Consider the following 17,432-nt stretch of genomic DNA (forward strand, 5'->3'; position numbering starts at 1 on the left):
CTTTTCTAGCTCTAATTTCTTTATCCCTTTTGTCACACTGTTTCAAGGTGTACGACGCATTATTCACTATTCCAAAATTTTCAATATTTTTGACGGTTTTATTAAACCATTTTTTGTTGGATGCTGAACATAGATAGCTAACGCTTCACCTGTTGTTGTTTGAATGACAATTGGCTCCTGTTCTTCTACTAAATGAGCAGGAGTTTCTAATACCGTTCCGTTTCGTACCTTCATTGCTAATGTATCATTTATTTCATATTTCGGCAAATGTAAAAGCGCGTCTTCAATCGGATAAATAAGCTTATCAACAATCCCTTTTTCTACATATTCTTCAAGCTCTTCAAAGGTCACACATTCTTTTTCCGTAAATGTTGCAGAACGTGTTCGACTTAAGTCTGACATATGGGCAGGATACCCTAATTTTTCTCCAATCATCACAGCGAGCGTTCTGATATATGTTCCTTTACTGCAGCTTACTTTAAATCGAAAGGATACGATATCACCCTTTAATTCTTTCCATTCTTCTATTAATTCTAAAGAATAAATAGTCACTTGTCTTGAAGGTCGTTCAATCACTAATCCTTGTCTTGCATATTCATAAAGCCTTTTTCCATTTACTTTTACGGCAGAATACATTGGCGGTGTTTGCGTAATTGTCCCTGTTAATTCTTGTAATATTGCCTCGATTCTTTCTCTCGTAATCGTTTCTGTTACTTCCTTTTCCTCTACCTTTTCTCCAGAACGGTCTTCTGTAGTAGTAGAGTAGCCTATCGTTACTTCTCCTACGTATTCTTTGCCAGCATCTGTTATATATTCCGCTACTTTCGTCGCTCTTCCTAAACAAATCGGCAATACCCCTGTTACATCTGGATCGAGTGTGCCAGTATGACCAATCCTCTTCATATGTAATATCTTTCGCAAACGAAAAACACAATCATGCGAAGTAAGCCCCTTCGGCTTCCATAACGGTAAAATCCCTTCCATATACCTCATCCTTTATTCATTTATAAATTTAAATAATTAATGCGAAAATAGATCTTGCTCTTTACTTGTAATGTCATTTAAAATTCTGAGTTGATTGAGGGAACTTGACTCCTGCGGGAGATGAGGGAAATAAGAGACCCGCAGGCAAAGCCGAGGAGGCTCTCATCCCTCCCCGCGGAAAGCAAGTTCCTGTAACGGAAATCAACGCGCTTTGTTCGAAAGTTAACTTTATTTAAGCCTCTATAAAAAAACTCCTATCGTCCATATCCATAACCATCATGGAAAAAGTCCGATAGGAGCATACTTATTTTTACATCTTATCTTTCGTCGTTGCTAGACGGATTTTCTTTTGCGATTTGATGCAATAATGTATCAATTCTATTTCCGTAATCTATCGACTCATCAAATTCAAAAGTAATCTCAGGAGTTTTGCGTAAACGAATGCGTTGTCCAATCTCTGAACGGATAAAACCTTTCGCTTTTGCTAATCCTTTTAGTGTATTTTCACGTTGTTCCTCATCGCCAAGTACGGAAATATACACAGTTGCTTGTTGAAGGTCACCTGTAACGTTAACATCTGTAACGGTTACAAAGCCGATGCGAGGATCTTTTATCTTACGAGTAATAATCTCGCCCAATTCCTTCTTCATTTGTTCACCAACACGATTTGGTCTTAGACTCATCGCGCAATTCACCTCATTTTATTAAAGCCATTCTATATCTGTTACCGTTCTCTCTATTTCTGGGAAAGAATCGATAAACTGCTGTGCTTGCTGCAACACACCTTCAACGGAGACACGTGCAGAAGCAACTGTAACGATAGCAATCTTTGTTCTTTGCCAAGTATCTTGAAAGTCTATCTCTGAAATAGAGATATTGTATTTTTGCTTTAAGCGGGTCATAATCCTTTGTAGGACCGCCCGCTTTTCTTTTAATGAGTGGGCATCATAAATAATGCATTCCACTGTCATTAAACCAATTATCATTTACGCTCAATTTCTTCCATAACATATGCTTCGATAATATCGCCTTCTTTAACATCGTTAAAGTTTTTGATTGTAATCCCACACTCGTAACCCTGAGCTACTTCTTTTGCATCGTCCTTAAAACGTTTTAATGCATCGATTTCGCCTTCAAAAATTACAACACCGTCACGGATTAAGCGAATGCCGCTATCTCTTGTAATTTTTCCGTCTGTTACATAGGAACCTGCAATCGTACCGATTTTAGAAACCTTGAAAGTTTGACGAATTTCAGCCTGACCAATAATTTTTTCTTGGAATTCAGGGTCAAGCATCCCTTTCATTGCCGCTTCGATTTCTTCAATTACTTTATAGATAATACGGTGTAAACGTACATCTACTTCTTCAGCATCTGCAGCTCTTTTCGCATTAACATCAGGTCGAACGTTAAATCCGATAACAATTGCATTAGATGCAGCTGCAAGTGTAATATCTGATTCATTAATGGCACCTACACCAGTATGAATAATTTTAACATTTACGCCTTCTACTTCAATTTTATAAAGAGCGGCAGCTAATGCTTCTGCTGAACCTTGAACATCGGCTTTAAGAACGATATTAATATCTTTCATTTCCCCTTGTTTCATATGTTCAAACAGATTATCAAGACTGATTCTTGTTTTTTCTGATCTTTGAGCTTGAATTGCTTGTGTAGAACGAGCTTCTCCGACTTGTCTTGCTGTTTTCTCATCATTGAAGACAACAAATCGATCACCAGCTTGTGGAACCTCGTTTAAACCAGTAATTTCAACAGGTGTTGATGGTCCTGCTGATTTCACACGTCTACCTAAATCGTTAACCATTGCACGAACGCGACCAAATGTATTTCCAACTACAATTGGATCTCCTACGCGCAATGTACCATTTTGAACTAGTAAAGTTGCGACAGAACCTTTCCCTTTATCTAGCTCTGCTTCAATAACAGTTCCAACTGCATTACGATTTGAATTAGCTTTATATTCTTCTACTTCACTTACTAATAAAATCATTTCCAGTAAAGAATCAATACCTTCACCAGTTAATGCGGAAAGTGGAACAAAGATAGTTTCCCCACCCCAAGCTTCTGGTACTAATCCATGTTCTGTTAATTCCTGCATTACTCGATCAGGATTTGCAGTTGGTTTATCCATTTTATTGACTGCCACAATAATAGGAACCTCAGCAGCCTTCGCATGGTTGATTGCTTCGATTGTCTGTGGCATAACACCATCGTCAGCAGCTACAACAAGAATGGTGATATCTGTAATTTTCGCACCACGTGCACGCATTGTAGTAAAGGCTGCGTGTCCTGGTGTATCAAGAAACGTAATTTTCTTGCCATTTTCCTCAATTTGGTATGCACCGATATGCTGGGTAATACCACCAGCTTCTCCTGCTGTTACCTTTGTATTACGGATACTGTCAAGTAATGTTGTTTTCCCGTGGTCAACGTGTCCCATGATTGTAACAACAGATGGGCGCTCTATTAATTCTGCATTTTCATCATCTGCAAAGTATACTTCTAGGTCCGTTGTATCTATTTTAATTTCTTCTTCAACTTCTACCCCGTAATCTGTACAGATTAACTCGATCGCATCTTTATCTAATTCTTGGTTGATCGTTGCCATTACACCAAGTAGGAATAATTTTTTGATGATTTCAGATGGTTCACGATGTAATTTTTTTGCTAATTCAGCAACAGTTAAAGACTCACTGAATGTAATTTTCTCTGGTAATTCTTTTTCTTTTTTCGGAGCAGGTGGAGCAACTGGAGCAGCATTTTGCTTCCCTTTGCGATTGTTATTTCTATTTTTGTTATTATTGTTGTTATTGTTTTTTGGTTTATTAAACCCTGGTTTATTATCTTTAGTATTTTTCACAGATTGATTTACTTTCCCCTTTTCAGCCATTTCATCGCTTTCTTTTTCATACTCGTCTGCGATATTTTTAGCAACCGCTTTTTGAGCCGGTGTTTTTGGCTTATTTTCTTCGTTCTTTTTATTATATACACGATCTAGTTTTTTTATTGCTTCCTCTTCCAATGTTGTCATATGGTTTGAGACTTCTACGTTCATCTCTTTTAATTTAGCAATAACATCCTTGCTTGAAATGTTATATTGTTTTGCGTATTCGTATACTCGCACTTTACTCATCATTTCACCCCCGCTAGAATTAATCGAGCAGCGTTAAAAGTTTTTTTGCAAATCCATTATCCAAAACAGCGACAACCACTCTTTGCTCTTTCCCTATTGCTTTCCCGAGGATTTCCCTATTTGAAACAAGCTTCACTGGTACTTTATAGGAACGGCACTTATCCGTGATTTTCTTTGTCGTGTTTTGTGACGCATCTTCCGACAATAATATTAGCTTTGCATTACCGCTTCTAATTTCTTTTACGGTCAATTCCTCACCTGAGGTTATTTTCCGTGCTCGATTTGCTAAGCCAAGTAATGACATCCACTTGTTATCGTTCATTTGGATTGTCTTTGCTCCTTATCTATTAGTTCTAACAGCTCCTCATAGACAGAATCATCTACTGTAACTTCTAGCTGATTAGAAAGAATATTCTTCTTCTTGGCTAATAGTACTGCTTCTCTATCCAATGAAAGATATGCTCCACGACCGGATTTTTTCCCTGTTAAATCGACGGATACATCCCCTTCTTTGGAACGAACGATGCGAACTAATTCTTTTTTCGGCCTCATTTCACCGGTAGCAACACATTTACGCATTGGTACTTTTCTTGGTTTGTTCACACACATTCACCTCTATCACTCGAAATCTTCCGTGCTTAAACGAAAATCATCCTCTTCTTCTACTTCATCATCAAATTTAATTAATGAATTTTCTGTTGGATAAATTCCAACTTCTCTTGCTTCCGATTCAGATTTGATATCAATTTTCCAGCCAGTAAGCTTCGCTGCTAAGCGTGCATTTTGGCCTCTCTTACCAATTGCCAATGACAATTGATAATCTGGAACAATCACAGTAGTTGCTTTGTCTTCTTCATTCACAATTACTTCTAATACTTTTGAAGGGCTTAATGCATTTGCGACAAATACTGTTGGGTCACTAGACCACTTAACAATATCAATCTTTTCCCCTTTTAACTCATTTACAATCGTCTGCACACGAGTTCCTTTAGGACCTACACATGAACCTACTGGATCTACTTCTTCATTTTCTGAATGAACGGAAATTTTGGAACGATCACCAGCTTCACGAGCAACCGATTTGATTTCTACTGTGCCATCATAAATTTCTGGCACTTCCATCTCAAATAATCTTTTTAGTAAACCTGGATGTGTTCTAGAAACAAAGATTTGTGGACCTTTTGTTGTCTTTTCCACTTTTGTTAAGAATACTTTGATTCTATCATGTGGTTTATAATGTTCATTTGGCATTTGTTCATTTGTAGGCAAGATTGCTTCAATTTTTCCTAAGCTTACATAAATAAATTTACTATCTTGACGTTGAACAATCCCTGTCATGATGTCTTCTTCGCGATCGATAAATTCGGAATAGATAATTCCTCTTTCTGCCTCACGAACTCTTTGTGTAACTACTTGTTTTGCAGTTTGCGCTGCAATACGACCAAAATCTTTTGGTGTAACTTCTAATTCCACAATATCTTCTACTTCATAGTTCGGATTAATTTTTTGTGCATCTTCCAAAGAAATTTCCAGACGTGGATCAAATACCTCATCTACTACTTCTTTTCTAGCAAATACACGCATAGAACCTGCACCTAAATTCAAATCAATTCGCACATTTTGTGCCTGGTTAAAATTGCGGCGATAAGCAGAGATCAATGCCGCTTCCATTGCATCCATGATCACTTCTCGTGATATTCCTTTTTCTTTTTCAAGTAACACTAGAGCATCAACTAATTCACTGCTCATGAGCGTGTATCCCCCTTTATTCTCTATTATCAATAATGAAATGACCGTAAGTTAGCGAAGCTTTTTCTTAAAGCTTCTTAATTAAGGTCCTTTATAAATTATGAAAAAGTAACTGCAAGCCTTGCTTTAGCAACTTTTTCGTATGGGATCTCAATCGTTTTCTTTCTTGTCTTTATTTTGACTTCGACTGTCACCATTTTTCCATCAAAAGCTGTTAAGATTCCTTCAAAGGTTTTTTCGTTTTCAATTGGTTCATATGTTTTAATATAAACATTTTTCCCGATTGCCTTTTCGAAATCTTTGTCTTTTTTTAATGGTCGTTCTGCTCCAGGGGAAGAAACCTCTAAAAAGTAGTTCTCTGAAATCGGATCGACTTCATCTAGCTTTTCACTTAGTTTTTCACTAACAACTGCACATTCATCAATATCCACGCCAGTTTCTTTGTCAATGTAAACACGTAAAAACCAGTTTGGTCCCTCTTTTACATATTCAACATCTACTAATTCTAAATGTAGTTCATCTAAAATGGGATGTGCCATTTCTTCCACTATTTGTGTTACTTTGCTCAAAATTTTTCCCTCCTTAAGCAAGGAACCTTATTATGTTTTTAGAGTCAACTTAGTAAACTAAAATATGTACACTTGTTGCTCAATTCTCAAATTAGTGTGATACCATTCACTTCTGATTTTAGGAAAAAACCCTAATACAAACAGGAAAGAGTGGGTTGCCCCACTCTCCATTCGCGAAAGTTATCCTTAGTATTTCCAATTAAACTATACCATAACCGCTTCATTTATGCAAATGAAAGTCCGTTATTACAACGTTTCTTCCGACTTCTAAAAAATCTATTAGAATAAGGAAAGCTGATTTTGGTCTGGCATATCTGCCAAGCAACCGTGATTGTCAAGATATTGCATAATGGTTTTAGAAACTTTTCCCCGTTGCTGTAAATCCTCTTTTGATAAAAACTCCCCATTTTTTCTAGCTTCCACAATATTTATTGCAGCATTTGTTCCCAATCCTGGGATACTATTGAATGGTGGAATAAGAGAATTACCTTCAATAATAAATTCAGTAGCACTAGATTTATATAAATCAACCTTTTTAAAGGAATAGCCCCTTTCTACCATTTCAAAGGCTAGCTCCATTACAGTTAATAAGTTCTTCTCTTTCGTTGATGCGTCTAACCCTTTTGCACTTATATCATCTATTACTGCTTTAATACTATGGGAGCCTTTCACCATTGCATCAACATCAAAATCATCGGCACGAACAGTGAAATATGCAGCGTAATAAAGCAATGCATGATGCACTTTGAAATAAGCAATCCTTACTGCCATTAATACGTAAGCAGCGGCATGCGCCTTCGGGAACATATATTTTATCTTTTTGCAAGAATCAATATACCATTCTGGTACTTCGTTCTTTCTCATTTCTTCTTCCATCTCATCTGATAGACCTTTCCCTTTACGCACACTTTCCATGATTTTGAAAGCGAAACTTGGATCCAGTCCTTGATAGATTAGATAAACCATAATGTCATCACGACATCCTATTACTTCACTTAAGTTACAAATATTATTATGAATAAGTTCTTGGGCATTGCCTAGCCAAACATCTGTACCGTGAGATAGACCAGATATCTGTACTAACTCAGAAAACGTTGTCGGCTTTGTATCTTCTAGCATTTGTCGAACAAATTTTGTTCCAAACTCAGGGATACCAAATGTACCTGTTTTACAATAAATTTGTTCTGGGGTTACCCCAAGTGACTCCGTACCACTGAATATTTTCATTACTTCTGGATCATCTGTCGGAATTGTCTTAGGGTCAATCCCACTTAAATCTTGAAGCATTCTGATAACAGTCGGATCATCATGTCCTAGAATATCAAGCTTCAGTACATTATCATGGATAGAATGGAAATCAAAATGGGTTGTTTTCCATTCGGAATTTCGATCATCTGCTGGAAATTGAATCGGCGTAAAGTCATAAACATCCATATAATCCGGAATAACAATGATTCCCCCTGGATGCTGTCCAGTTGTTCGCTTAACACCCGTACAGCCAGATGCTAATCGGTCAATTTCCGCACCGCGAATTTGCAAATTATTATCGTTTTGATATGCCTTAACATAACCATATGCTGTTTTATCAGCTACAGTACCTATTGTTCCTGCACGGTATACATACTCATCACCAAACAGTACTTTTGTATAGTTATGGGCGATTGGCTGATATTCACCGGAAAAATATGGCAATAGGTAAGCCTTTGATGTCATCTCTAGCTTTTCCCCTGCCCCACACCGTACGTGACCCTTTCGGTGTCATACGGCGCTCTATCGTCTTTATATTTACGATAATTAGATCACTACCGCTCGGAATCCTACTACCTTGCGTAGTGCATTGAGTTTCTTTAATGCTTTGGCGTCTAGTGTATTGACATGATAATAGTTTGACCAGTTGTTCTGTTTCCAGTGTTCCTTTTCAAGTTTTGGAAAGCGAGAAGAATATTTTCTTCTGAGATGATTAAATCGTACAGCTTATTAAAATACCTTCCATTTTTACTTTCAGCATACAAATGGTCAAATGTGTCTTGAACATTGAAATATTCGTTATTTCTTAGCTTTTGAACCATTAAGTCAGCCAACTAATCACCTCCAAGAAAGGCTTTCGTTTCTATTTAGTCATACAAGAATACTGACTTGTGTAGGATTTGTATCGTAAAAGACTACTCAAGCCCTTCCCTCAGAACTGTTTTTCCCTCGGACCTATTCAGTATATTTGGTCGTCATCAGCAGTTCCTACAATCGGTACTACGGCTTTACTGCCACTTCGACAAATCTTCATTATACTCAAGCTGAGCTTTTTGAAGAACGACTTTCAATCGGTGTGTAATCACCTCAAGTCTCCGAAGCTTCCCACGTTCCGTTAACTCTATCTATACATACTTCCGTAGGTTTCCTCTAAACTCCGTCTAGCTTGATAGCTCCTATAAAGCTATATGGATTTTCATAACCTAACGTTTACTCATCCACACTAGAAAGTCCTATTAGGACCCCTAAGCATTTCTACTTAGTGACATTCACGAAGAGTCAGTCGAGGATTCGTCCAGATAACTCTATCCATACTAACCATAGAAGTTTTGTAGACACCCGGCCTATCGTTTACAACTCTATTAGGGTCTTGCCTCACCATTATGTGTTAGGGTAAACTTCAGCCGACTTTAGCGGGCTTCAAACGAGTTTAACTATTTACATTATTTCCTTCGCTTGCCGCAGATTCAGTGAGTGTGTTTCAAGGCGTTACCCTATCATTCCACACTTTGAGTTAACAGTTCTCCTAGCAAAAGCTAGTGACCAATCTTTTCAATTGATAACGTGGCGCACTCAAATCAATATCAGGTACCTTATCCCCTTTAAATCCAAGGAACGTTTCAAACGGAATATCATGACCATCTTTCTTCAACCGCGCCCCACAGTTAGGACAATTTTTATCCGGCAAGTCAAATCCAGAACCAACAGAACCATCATTAAAGAACTCCGAATATTTACATTCTGCGCAAATATAATGAGGAGGAAGTGGGTTTACCTCGGTTATTTCTGTCATCGTGGCGACAAAAGAAGAACCAACAGATCCACGGGAACCTACTAAATATCCATCATCTAATGATTTTTTCACGAGTTTATGAGAAATCAAATAAATAACGGCAAATCCATGACCAATAATACTCTTCAGTTCTTTTTCCAAACGGGCTTCTACGATTTCAGGAAGTTCATCCCCATAAATCCGTCTTGCCATTCCATAGCTCATTTCCCGCATTTCTTCTTCAGAGCCTTCAATTTTTGGTGTATAAAGATCATCCTTGATTGGTTTAATGACATCAATCATATCAGCGATTTTATTTGTATTTGTGACGACTATTTCCTTTGCCTTTTCTTTGCCGAGGAAGGTGAAACAGTCTAACATTTCATTCGTTGTTCTAAAATGTACATCTGGAAGCTTATGGCGATTCAGTGGATTCGCTCCACCTTGTGATCCAACCAAAATTTCTCGATAAATCTTATCATTTGGATTTTGATAATGAACATTTCCCGTTGCGACAACAGGTATGTCTAATTTATCGCCTAGCTTTACGATATTACCGATTATTTCTTCTAATGCTTTTTCATCTTGCACTAGCTCCATTTCGATTAAATGAGCATAAACCTCTTTTGGCATTACCTCTAAATAATCATAAAATGGGGCAATATCTTCTACTTCTTCAGGAGCCTTTTGCATCATCGCTTCAAAGACTTCCCCTTTATCGCAGGCTGAGCCTACTAGCAAACCTTCTCTATATTTTTCCAACACAGATCTCGGAATACGGGGAACACGATAGAAGTAATTAATATGGGCAATTGATACGAGCTTAAATAGATTTTTTAAGCCAACCTCGGTTTGTGCAAGGACGGTACAGTGATAAGGACGAGCTCTTTGGTATGCATTTCCCTGCCCCATATTATCATTTAATTGATTATGATTAAGAATTCCCTTTTCAGAAGCATCCTTCAGCATTTTCAACGCAAGATACCCCGTCGCCTCTGCATCATATATCGCGCGGTGATGCTGGGTTAATTCAATATCAAATTTCTTCGCTAATGTATTCAACCGGTGATTTTTCATTTCCGGATATAAGAATCTACCTAATTCCAATGTATCAATGACCGCATTTGTCGATTTTGGCAATCCCGCTTTCTGGTAACCGACATTTAAAAACCCAACGTCAAACGAAGCATTATGGGCAACCAAAATACTATCGCCTGTCCACTCTGCAAACTTACGTAAGACAATATCAATTTCAGGTGCACTTTCTACCATATCATCAGTAATACCGGTTAAATTTATCGTTGTCGCAGAAAGGCGATGATGCGGATTTGCAAATGACTCAAATCGATCAATGATTTCCCCATTATGAATCTTCACTGCTGCAAGCTCAATAATCGTGTTATATACGGCTGAAAGTCCTGTTGTCTCAACGTCAAATACCACATACGTGGCATCATCTAGCACGATATCCTTTGGATTATAGGCAATCGGTACACCATCGTCCACTAGATTCATCTCTACTCCGTAAAGAATTTTGACATCGTTTTTCTTTCCAGCTCCAAACGCTTCTGGGAATGATTGCGCAACAGCGTGGTCTGTGATAGCTATCGCTTTGTGCCCCCATTTTTTCGCTTGCCCAACAAGTGTAGCAACAGATGAAACTGCATCCATTTGACTCATTGGAGTATGAAGATGCAATTCTACTCTCTTTTCATCCTCTTTTGCTGTATCTTTCCGTTCAACAGCCTTTATTTCATTTAAATCATTTCCAATCATCACTAAATCACGAACGAAGGTATCATTTTGAATACTTCCACGTGCTCTGAGCCACATACCCTTTTTGACTAATTGGAAAAGTGCTGCATCTTCTTTATCACGAGAGAACATTTTTACGAGAATAGAACTTGTGTAATCTGTAATTTTAAAGGTTAGAAGTGTCCGTCCACTACGAAGCTCTTTTGTTTCAGCAAAAAAGACATAGCCTTGGACCGTCACACGTCTTTCTTCATCCACTATCTCTTCCATACGGCGATAGTCACTATCATCCTTAATCGTTAATCCAATTGTTAATGGACCACTAGGTATTGGAGAATCGCCGGCTTCTTTTTCAGCTTCCATCTTCTGAATGTCTAATAATGCTTGCTTTCCTCTTTCCTCGTCCTCTTTTTGCTTCGCTAGTAAAAATTGTTCATACTCTGAATTCGATTTTTCCTGTACAATTTCTGTATCTAAACTCATTGCAGGAAAACCAAAATATTGATAGGCATCGGTAATCAAGTTAGCATATTTTCGTTTAATCGCTAAACCTTCCATTTCATTTCTCACTTGAATGGTTAGCTTATTTCCATTAAATTGAGGCACTTGCTCATTTAATAATTTTAAAAGCGGTGGAGAGATTCCTTGCATTTCCTCTATACATGCAGACCAATAGTCACGAATTAATACATCTGTGACGATTCCATTTCTTACTCGAATATCATACGTAATAGTAGCAATATGAGAAAAGCTACTTCTTAACTTTGCAGTAAATAATTGATAGACTTGAAATGGAATGATATCGTCAAACAAAAAATGAAAATGCCATTTCTTGGATCGCTTTTCGACAACAATTTTTTCAATGCTGGCGTTGCGAAAATGGGAAATATATTGATCGTCTGTGAATTGCAATTGCTGCAACAAAATCTGGAAACGATCTACTTTCCCCTGTATATCACTCATTTATGTCGCTCCTTCCAATCTTACTAAATTCTATAAAAATAATTATAGCACAGAAAATCTGTTCTTTTACTTAATGCAGTTTAGCATACAATCGAATACACAAAAAGAAAAAGATTTAGCAATTGGCTAAATCTTTTTCTTTTTATCTTTTTTCAATTATCCTTCTACTTGTGTTAAGCGAAGAATGGTAGCTGCAAGCTCGCTTTCATGAACTTCTAGCATTTCTCCTGTACTTCTCACTTTCACTTCTACGATTCCTTCAGATGCTTTTTTCCCAACTGTTATTCGAATTGGTAAACCAATTAAATCAGAGTCAGCAAATTTCACACCAGCACGCTCAGCGCGGTCATCGACTAATACATCAAAACGATTTACTTTTAATGATGCATATAATTTATCTGTTAATTCATTTTGTGCTTCGTCTTTTGTATTGACAGTGATTAAATGAACATCGAATGGAGCTATAGTATTTGGCCATACAATTCCTCTGTCATCATTAAATTGCTCTACAATTGCTGCCATCGTTCTAGATACACCAATTCCATAGCAGCCCATAATAAGCGCCTGGCTTCTGCCATTTTCATCTAAATATGTTGCACCCATTGCTTCGCTATATCGAGTACCAAGCTTAAAGACATGTCCTACTTCAATCCCTTTTGCAAAAGTAATTGTGCCTTTTCCGTCTGGTGAAAGGTCCCCTTCTTGAATGAAACGGATGTCTGCATATTGATCAACCGCAAAATCACGTTCAGGATTCACATTCACATAGTGGAAATGCTCTTCATTTGCCCCACAAACACCATTAACAATTGCTTTCACAGCATGATCGGCAATTACTTCTACATCTTTTACATTAATTGGACCTAATGAACCAATCTTGCTTCCTAAAACAGCTTCCGTATCTGCATGATCTGCTAATTCTACACTATTTGCTTCTAATAAGTTTTTCACTTTTATATCATTTACTTCATGGTCTCCACGAACTAATACTAGAACAAACTTTTCATCTACTTTAAATAAAAGAGATTTAATGCATTTTTCTGCTGCTACATTTAAGAAAGAAGAAACTTCTTCAATTGATTTCTGCTCTTTCGTTTCTACTTTTTCTAGTTCTTTTGCAGGCTCGTTCATTTTTTCGTAGGAATTAATAACAGGAGCCATTTCAATATTTGCAGCATAATTAGATTCCGTAGAATACGCAATAGTATCTTCTCCTACATCAGATAATACCATGAATTCATGGGTATCCTTCCCGCCCATTGCACCACTGTCTGCGATAACTGCACGATAATTTAAGCCGCAACGCTCGAAAATATTGCAATATGCTTTGAAAATCGCATCATAAACTTCCCCTAAGCTTTAATGGGAAGAATGGAAGCTGTATGCATCCTTCATAATAAACTCTCTGCCGCGCAAGATTCCAAAACGTGGTCTTTTCTCATCTCTGAATTTCGTTTGGATTTGATAAAGGGTAAGCGGCAGACGTTTATACGATTTTACTTCGTCACGAACTAAGCTTGTGATGACTTCTTCATGGGTTGCACCTAATGCAAATTCACGACTATTGCGGTCTTTAAGACGCATCAATTCTGGTCCATAAGTAAACCATCTGCCTGATTCCTGCCATAATTCGGCTTGTTGCAAGGCAGGCATCAAAAGTTCTACTCCTCCTGCAGCATCCATTTCTTCGCGAATAATTTGTTCAATTTTCTTTATTACTTTATTTGCTAGTGGCAAATAGGAATAGATACCACTTGCATTTTGTCTAATATATCCTGCTCTTAATAATAACTGATGGCTTTTAATATCAGCATCTGCTGGTACTTCTCTTAATGTTGGTATTAACATTTTACTTTGCTTCATCTATGTTTGCACCTCTAATATTTTTATGTGTTTGTTATTATTGTGAAGAAAGCTATAGATTAGATTGATTTTTTCTCCACAAAACAACATTCCCCTTATAAAAGGGGAATGAAAAGTATCCTACTGTATAAAAAATCGTTGGATATCATTCCAAGTGACAACGATCATCAACAGCATGAGTAAAGCAAATCCAATAAAATGGACCAACCCTTCTTTTTGTCGGTCAATTGGTTTACCGCGAACTGCTTCGATTGCAAAGAATAATAGGCGTCCACCATCCAATGCAGGTAATGGAAGTAGATTCATAATTCCTAAGTTAATGCTTAAGACAGCCGCCCAATTCATTAAGGAATAGACGCCTGATTGAGCAACAGTATCTGTTGATTGATAAATAGCTACAGGACCACCTAATGCATCAATCGAAAATTGGCCTGTTACTAGTTTTCCAACTGCTCCAATAATATCTTTCGTCCATGTATAGGTTTGTGTTGCTCCATATTGAATAGATTTTAATGGGGATTTTTCCATTGGGCTGTATACACCAACAAGCCCAATTGTTTTCCCATCTACTTCTGTTTCCTTCGGTGTAACATCAATCGTCATTTCTTGTCCATTACGATCAATAAGAAATTCTAAATTTTCCCCTGGACTCTTTTGAATGATAGAAACAACTTCTTTCCATGATCCAACCGACTGGCCATCAATACTTATTACATTATCACCTTCGTGTAACCCAGCACTAATTGCTACCCCATCATCTGTTAGCTTACCAAGCTTAGCTTCATTCGAAGGAATCCCTTGTAATAGAGCGATAACGATAAAAATAAGGAAAGCTAGTACAAAGTTCATGGCAGGACCTGCAAAAATAGCAAGCGTTCGTTGTCCTAATGACTTACTTGCAAACTGACGGTCATATGGCGCAATCTGTGTTTCAACACCATTCTCAACGAAGACCGCGTCTTTTTTAATAGGAAAAACAAGCAGTTTTTCCTCCAAGTCATCCTCAACATAGCCTTTAATGAAGAGCTTATGTTCTAAATCAGCATCCTCAACATTAATAACACGTGCATTTGGATACTTCTCTTTATTATTAATAATGATTTTGGTTACTTCTTCCTTTTCATTTAGGATTAAACCGATTCGATGGCCAGGTTTAATATCGACCATTTCTGGATCTTCCCCTGCCATACGGACATAGCCACCAATTGGTAGAAGACGAATCGTATATACGGTTTCTCCTTTTTTTAAGGAAAGAACTTTAGGTCCCATTCCAATTGCAAATTCACGGCATAAAATACCTGCACGCTTAGCTAAAACGAAATGCCCTAATTCGTGAAAAAATACTAACGCACCAAAAATGATGATAAAAGCTATAACTGTATACAAAATTTAACCACCTTTTTATAGAAGTGTGCTTACTCTTTTTCTTGTTTCTAAGTCAACCTCTTGGATCACTTCAAGACTAGGGTTTAGTATATTCTGATGACTATTTAGTGCTTTTTCGATTAAGTCTTCAATTTGCAGAAAGCTAATTTCGTTATTTAAGAACTTTTGAACCGCCACTTCATTTGCTGCATTTAAAACGGTTGGCAATGTGCCGCCTGCTTTTCCTGCCTCATAAGCAAAATGAAGACATTTAAATCTCTCCATATCCATTTCTTGAAAATGCAATTTTCCTATTGTAGCCAAATCTAATCGTTTCCCATTCGCAACAGAAAGGCGCTCTGGATAGGAAAGGGCGTATTGGATTGGTATTCGCATATCTGGTGTCCCTAATTGAGCAATCACACTACTATCATGAAATTCTACCATCGAATGGATGATACTTTCTTTATGTAATAATACATCTATTTTCTCATACGGAAGCCCAAATAACCAGTGTGCTTCAATTACTTCCAATCCTTTATTCATCATTGTTGCAGAATCTATCGTAATTTTTGCACCCATTGACCAGTTCGGATGATTCAAAGCATCTTCTACTGTCACTTGTTCTAAATCTGTTCTGCTTAAATCTCGGAAGCTCCCACCCGAGGCTGTAATGATTAGGCGCTCAATATTCTTTTGATTTTCCCCTTGTAAACATTGAAAAATAGCCGAATGCTCACTATCAACTGGTAAAATAGGTACATTATATTTTGCAGCAGCTTCCATCACAATATGCCCTGCTGTTACTAATGTCTCCTTATTTGCGATCGCTATAACCTTTTTTGCTTCGATTGCTTGTAAGGTTGGATGTAGCCCAACACTACCAATTACTGCATTAACTAGTATATCTGCTTTATCAAAGACAGCTACTTCCGTTAGACCTTCCATTCCATAGCTTAAATGAATGGTCGGAAAAATTTGTTTTAATTGCTCATAATCGCTTTTTTCTGAAACGGAAACAAGTGATGGTCTGAATTCTTCGATAATCTTTTTTGTAAGTTCTAAATTTCTTCCTGATGAAAAGGCAACTAATTGAAACATATCAGGATGATTTTTAATAACATCCAACGTTTGTGTTCCAATCGATCCAGTCGCCCCAAGCAAACTAATATACTTCACTACCTCACTCCTACACCCATTATTTCCTACCTTTTATTTTAAATTAAATCAAGAAATCGTTCAAAGATAAAATAAAGCAGTGGCCAGACAAAGATAAGGCTATCAAACCTATCCAGAATCCCACCGTGTCCTGGTAATAATCTACCAGAATCCTTCACATCATAATGGCGCTTTAAAGCTGATTCTGTTAAATCCCCAATTTGTCCAAAAATGGATAAGATAATGGTAGTAAAAGCAAAGCCTATAGACCATTCTATGTAGCCAAACACACTAAATAGAACCCCTACCACTAAAGCACTGATAATCCCTCCAACAAATCCTTCGACTGTTTTATTTGGACTGATTTCTGGCCATAATTTTCGCTTTCCAATAGCTCTGCCTATAAAGTAAGCCCCAGAGTCTGTTGCCCAAATAATAAATAACGAATAAATAAGATACGCTAATTGTGTTTCTCTAATTTCAATAAAGAAATGAAATCCAGTTCCTATGTAAATAACAGCCAATATCGAAAATGCGACATCATCAAATGTAAATTTATTTTTAGAAAAAACCATATACGTTAAATACAATAAAACAGCGATTAATCCTATTTCAACTTTTGTGATATTTAAATAATGGTTAGGTAGTACCATCAACCATACAGTAACTAAAGAAATAATTCCCGGAATAGAAAGAAACGGTATTTTTCTCATCCGAAACATTTCAAATATGCCGATTCCGACTAGTAGAAAAGTGAAAAGTACCAGTGGTAGCTTTCCGATTAAAACGAACGGCAAAAATACGGCTATTGCAATAATTGCTGTAATTATTCTTTGCTTCATCTCTAAACCAA

Annotated in this window: 12 protein-coding genes and 3 pseudogenes; all 15 read right to left on the minus strand. The window is 37.2% G+C overall.

Going from position 1 to position 17,432, the window contains the following annotated elements; translation table 11 throughout:
• Window positions 1-66: 66 nt before the first annotated feature.
• Window positions 67-984: a tRNA pseudouridine(55) synthase TruB gene (gene truB, locus ACTQ5K_RS06975; RefSeq protein WP_031534567.1), complete on the minus strand. Its 918-nt coding sequence runs from the start codon at window positions 982-984 to the stop codon at window positions 67-69.
• Between the two features lie 317 nt (window positions 985-1,301).
• Window positions 1,302-1,667 carry a 30S ribosome-binding factor RbfA gene (rbfA, locus tag ACTQ5K_RS06980; RefSeq protein WP_031534565.1) on the minus strand — a complete coding sequence of 122 codons (366 nt, stop codon included), beginning with the start codon at window positions 1,665-1,667 and terminating at the stop codon, window positions 1,302-1,304.
• A gap of 21 nt (window positions 1,668-1,688) precedes the next feature.
• A complete protein-coding gene (locus ACTQ5K_RS06985) occupies window positions 1,689-1,970 on the minus strand; it encodes a DUF503 domain-containing protein (RefSeq protein ID WP_441993801.1) in 282 nt (93 codons plus the stop codon).
• Window positions 1,967-4,138 carry a translation initiation factor IF-2 gene (gene infB / locus ACTQ5K_RS06990; RefSeq protein WP_441993802.1) on the minus strand — a complete coding sequence of 724 codons (2,172 nt, stop codon included), beginning with the start codon at window positions 4,136-4,138 and terminating at the stop codon, window positions 1,967-1,969. Before infB ends, ACTQ5K_RS06985 begins: the two co-directional genes overlap by 4 nt.
• Before the next feature lie 19 nt (window positions 4,139-4,157).
• Entirely contained in the window at window positions 4,158-4,460 is a 303-nt protein-coding gene (locus tag ACTQ5K_RS06995) for a YlxQ family RNA-binding protein (protein WP_016201165.1), read from the minus strand.
• The gene (rnpM, locus tag ACTQ5K_RS07000; RefSeq protein WP_031534561.1) at window positions 4,457-4,741 is read right to left on the minus strand and encodes an RNase P modulator RnpM; all 285 of its coding nucleotides are present in this window, start codon (window positions 4,739-4,741) and stop codon (window positions 4,457-4,459) included. The genes ACTQ5K_RS06995 and rnpM overlap by 4 nt, the downstream gene beginning before the upstream one ends.
• Before the next feature lie 15 nt (window positions 4,742-4,756).
• Window positions 4,757-5,887 carry a transcription termination factor NusA gene (gene nusA / locus ACTQ5K_RS07005; RefSeq protein WP_031534559.1) on the minus strand — a complete coding sequence of 377 codons (1,131 nt, stop codon included), beginning with the start codon at window positions 5,885-5,887 and terminating at the stop codon, window positions 4,757-4,759.
• A 98-nt stretch (window positions 5,888-5,985) separates the two neighbouring features.
• Window positions 5,986-6,459, minus strand: a complete 474-nt coding sequence (gene rimP / locus ACTQ5K_RS07010) for a ribosome maturation factor RimP (protein ID WP_192840931.1) — start codon at window positions 6,457-6,459, stop codon at window positions 5,986-5,988.
• A 276-nt stretch (window positions 6,460-6,735) separates the two neighbouring features.
• Window positions 6,736-8,139, minus strand: a pseudogene (locus ACTQ5K_RS07015) (PolC-type DNA polymerase III); the annotation flags it as partial.
• A 179-nt stretch (window positions 8,140-8,318) separates the two neighbouring features.
• On the minus strand, window positions 8,319-8,537 hold the full coding sequence (locus tag ACTQ5K_RS07020) for a hypothetical protein (protein WP_031534554.1): 219 nt from the start codon (window positions 8,535-8,537) through the stop codon (window positions 8,319-8,321).
• A 737-nt stretch (window positions 8,538-9,274) separates the two neighbouring features.
• Window positions 9,275-12,193, minus strand: a pseudogene (locus ACTQ5K_RS07025) (PolC-type DNA polymerase III); the annotation flags it as partial.
• A 156-nt stretch (window positions 12,194-12,349) separates the two neighbouring features.
• Window positions 12,350-14,056: pseudogene (locus ACTQ5K_RS07030) on the minus strand (proline--tRNA ligase).
• A gap of 120 nt (window positions 14,057-14,176) precedes the next feature.
• Window positions 14,177-15,442 carry an RIP metalloprotease RseP gene (rseP, locus tag ACTQ5K_RS07035; protein WP_031534548.1) on the minus strand — a complete coding sequence of 422 codons (1,266 nt, stop codon included), beginning with the start codon at window positions 15,440-15,442 and terminating at the stop codon, window positions 14,177-14,179.
• 15 nt (window positions 15,443-15,457) lie between these two features.
• On the minus strand, window positions 15,458-16,600 hold the full coding sequence (dxr, locus tag ACTQ5K_RS07040) for a 1-deoxy-D-xylulose-5-phosphate reductoisomerase (protein WP_031534547.1): 1,143 nt from the start codon (window positions 16,598-16,600) through the stop codon (window positions 15,458-15,460).
• Window positions 16,601-16,638: 38 nt separating this feature from the next.
• On the minus strand, window positions 16,639-17,421 hold the full coding sequence (locus ACTQ5K_RS07045) for a phosphatidate cytidylyltransferase (RefSeq protein WP_031534546.1): 783 nt from the start codon (window positions 17,419-17,421) through the stop codon (window positions 16,639-16,641).
• Window positions 17,422-17,432 lie beyond the last annotated feature (11 nt).

It is taken from the genome of Niallia sp. Sow4_A1 (assembly GCF_052116745.1).
Taxonomy (GTDB): domain Bacteria; phylum Bacillota; class Bacilli; order Bacillales; family Cytobacillaceae; genus Niallia; species Niallia hominis.

Coding starts and splice junctions, on each gene's coding strand:
- ACTQ5K_RS06995 (WP_016201165.1), bottom strand. CDS start 4,460: ATGAACGATAACAAGTGGATGTCATTACTTGGCTTAGCAAATCGAGCA.
- ACTQ5K_RS06985 (WP_441993801.1), bottom strand. CDS start 1,970: ATGATAATTGGTTTAATGACAGTGGAATGCATTATTTATGATGCCCAC.
- nusA (WP_031534559.1), bottom strand. CDS start 5,887: ATGAGCAGTGAATTAGTTGATGCTCTAGTGTTACTTGAAAAAGAAAAA.
- infB (WP_441993802.1), bottom strand. CDS start 4,138: ATGAGTAAAGTGCGAGTATACGAATACGCAAAACAATATAACATTTCA.
- truB (WP_031534567.1), bottom strand. CDS start 984: ATGGAAGGGATTTTACCGTTATGGAAGCCGAAGGGGCTTACTTCGCAT.
- rbfA (WP_031534565.1), bottom strand. CDS start 1,667: ATGAGTCTAAGACCAAATCGTGTTGGTGAACAAATGAAGAAGGAATTG.
- ACTQ5K_RS07045 (WP_031534546.1), bottom strand. CDS start 17,421: ATGAAGCAAAGAATAATTACAGCAATTATTGCAATAGCCGTATTTTTG.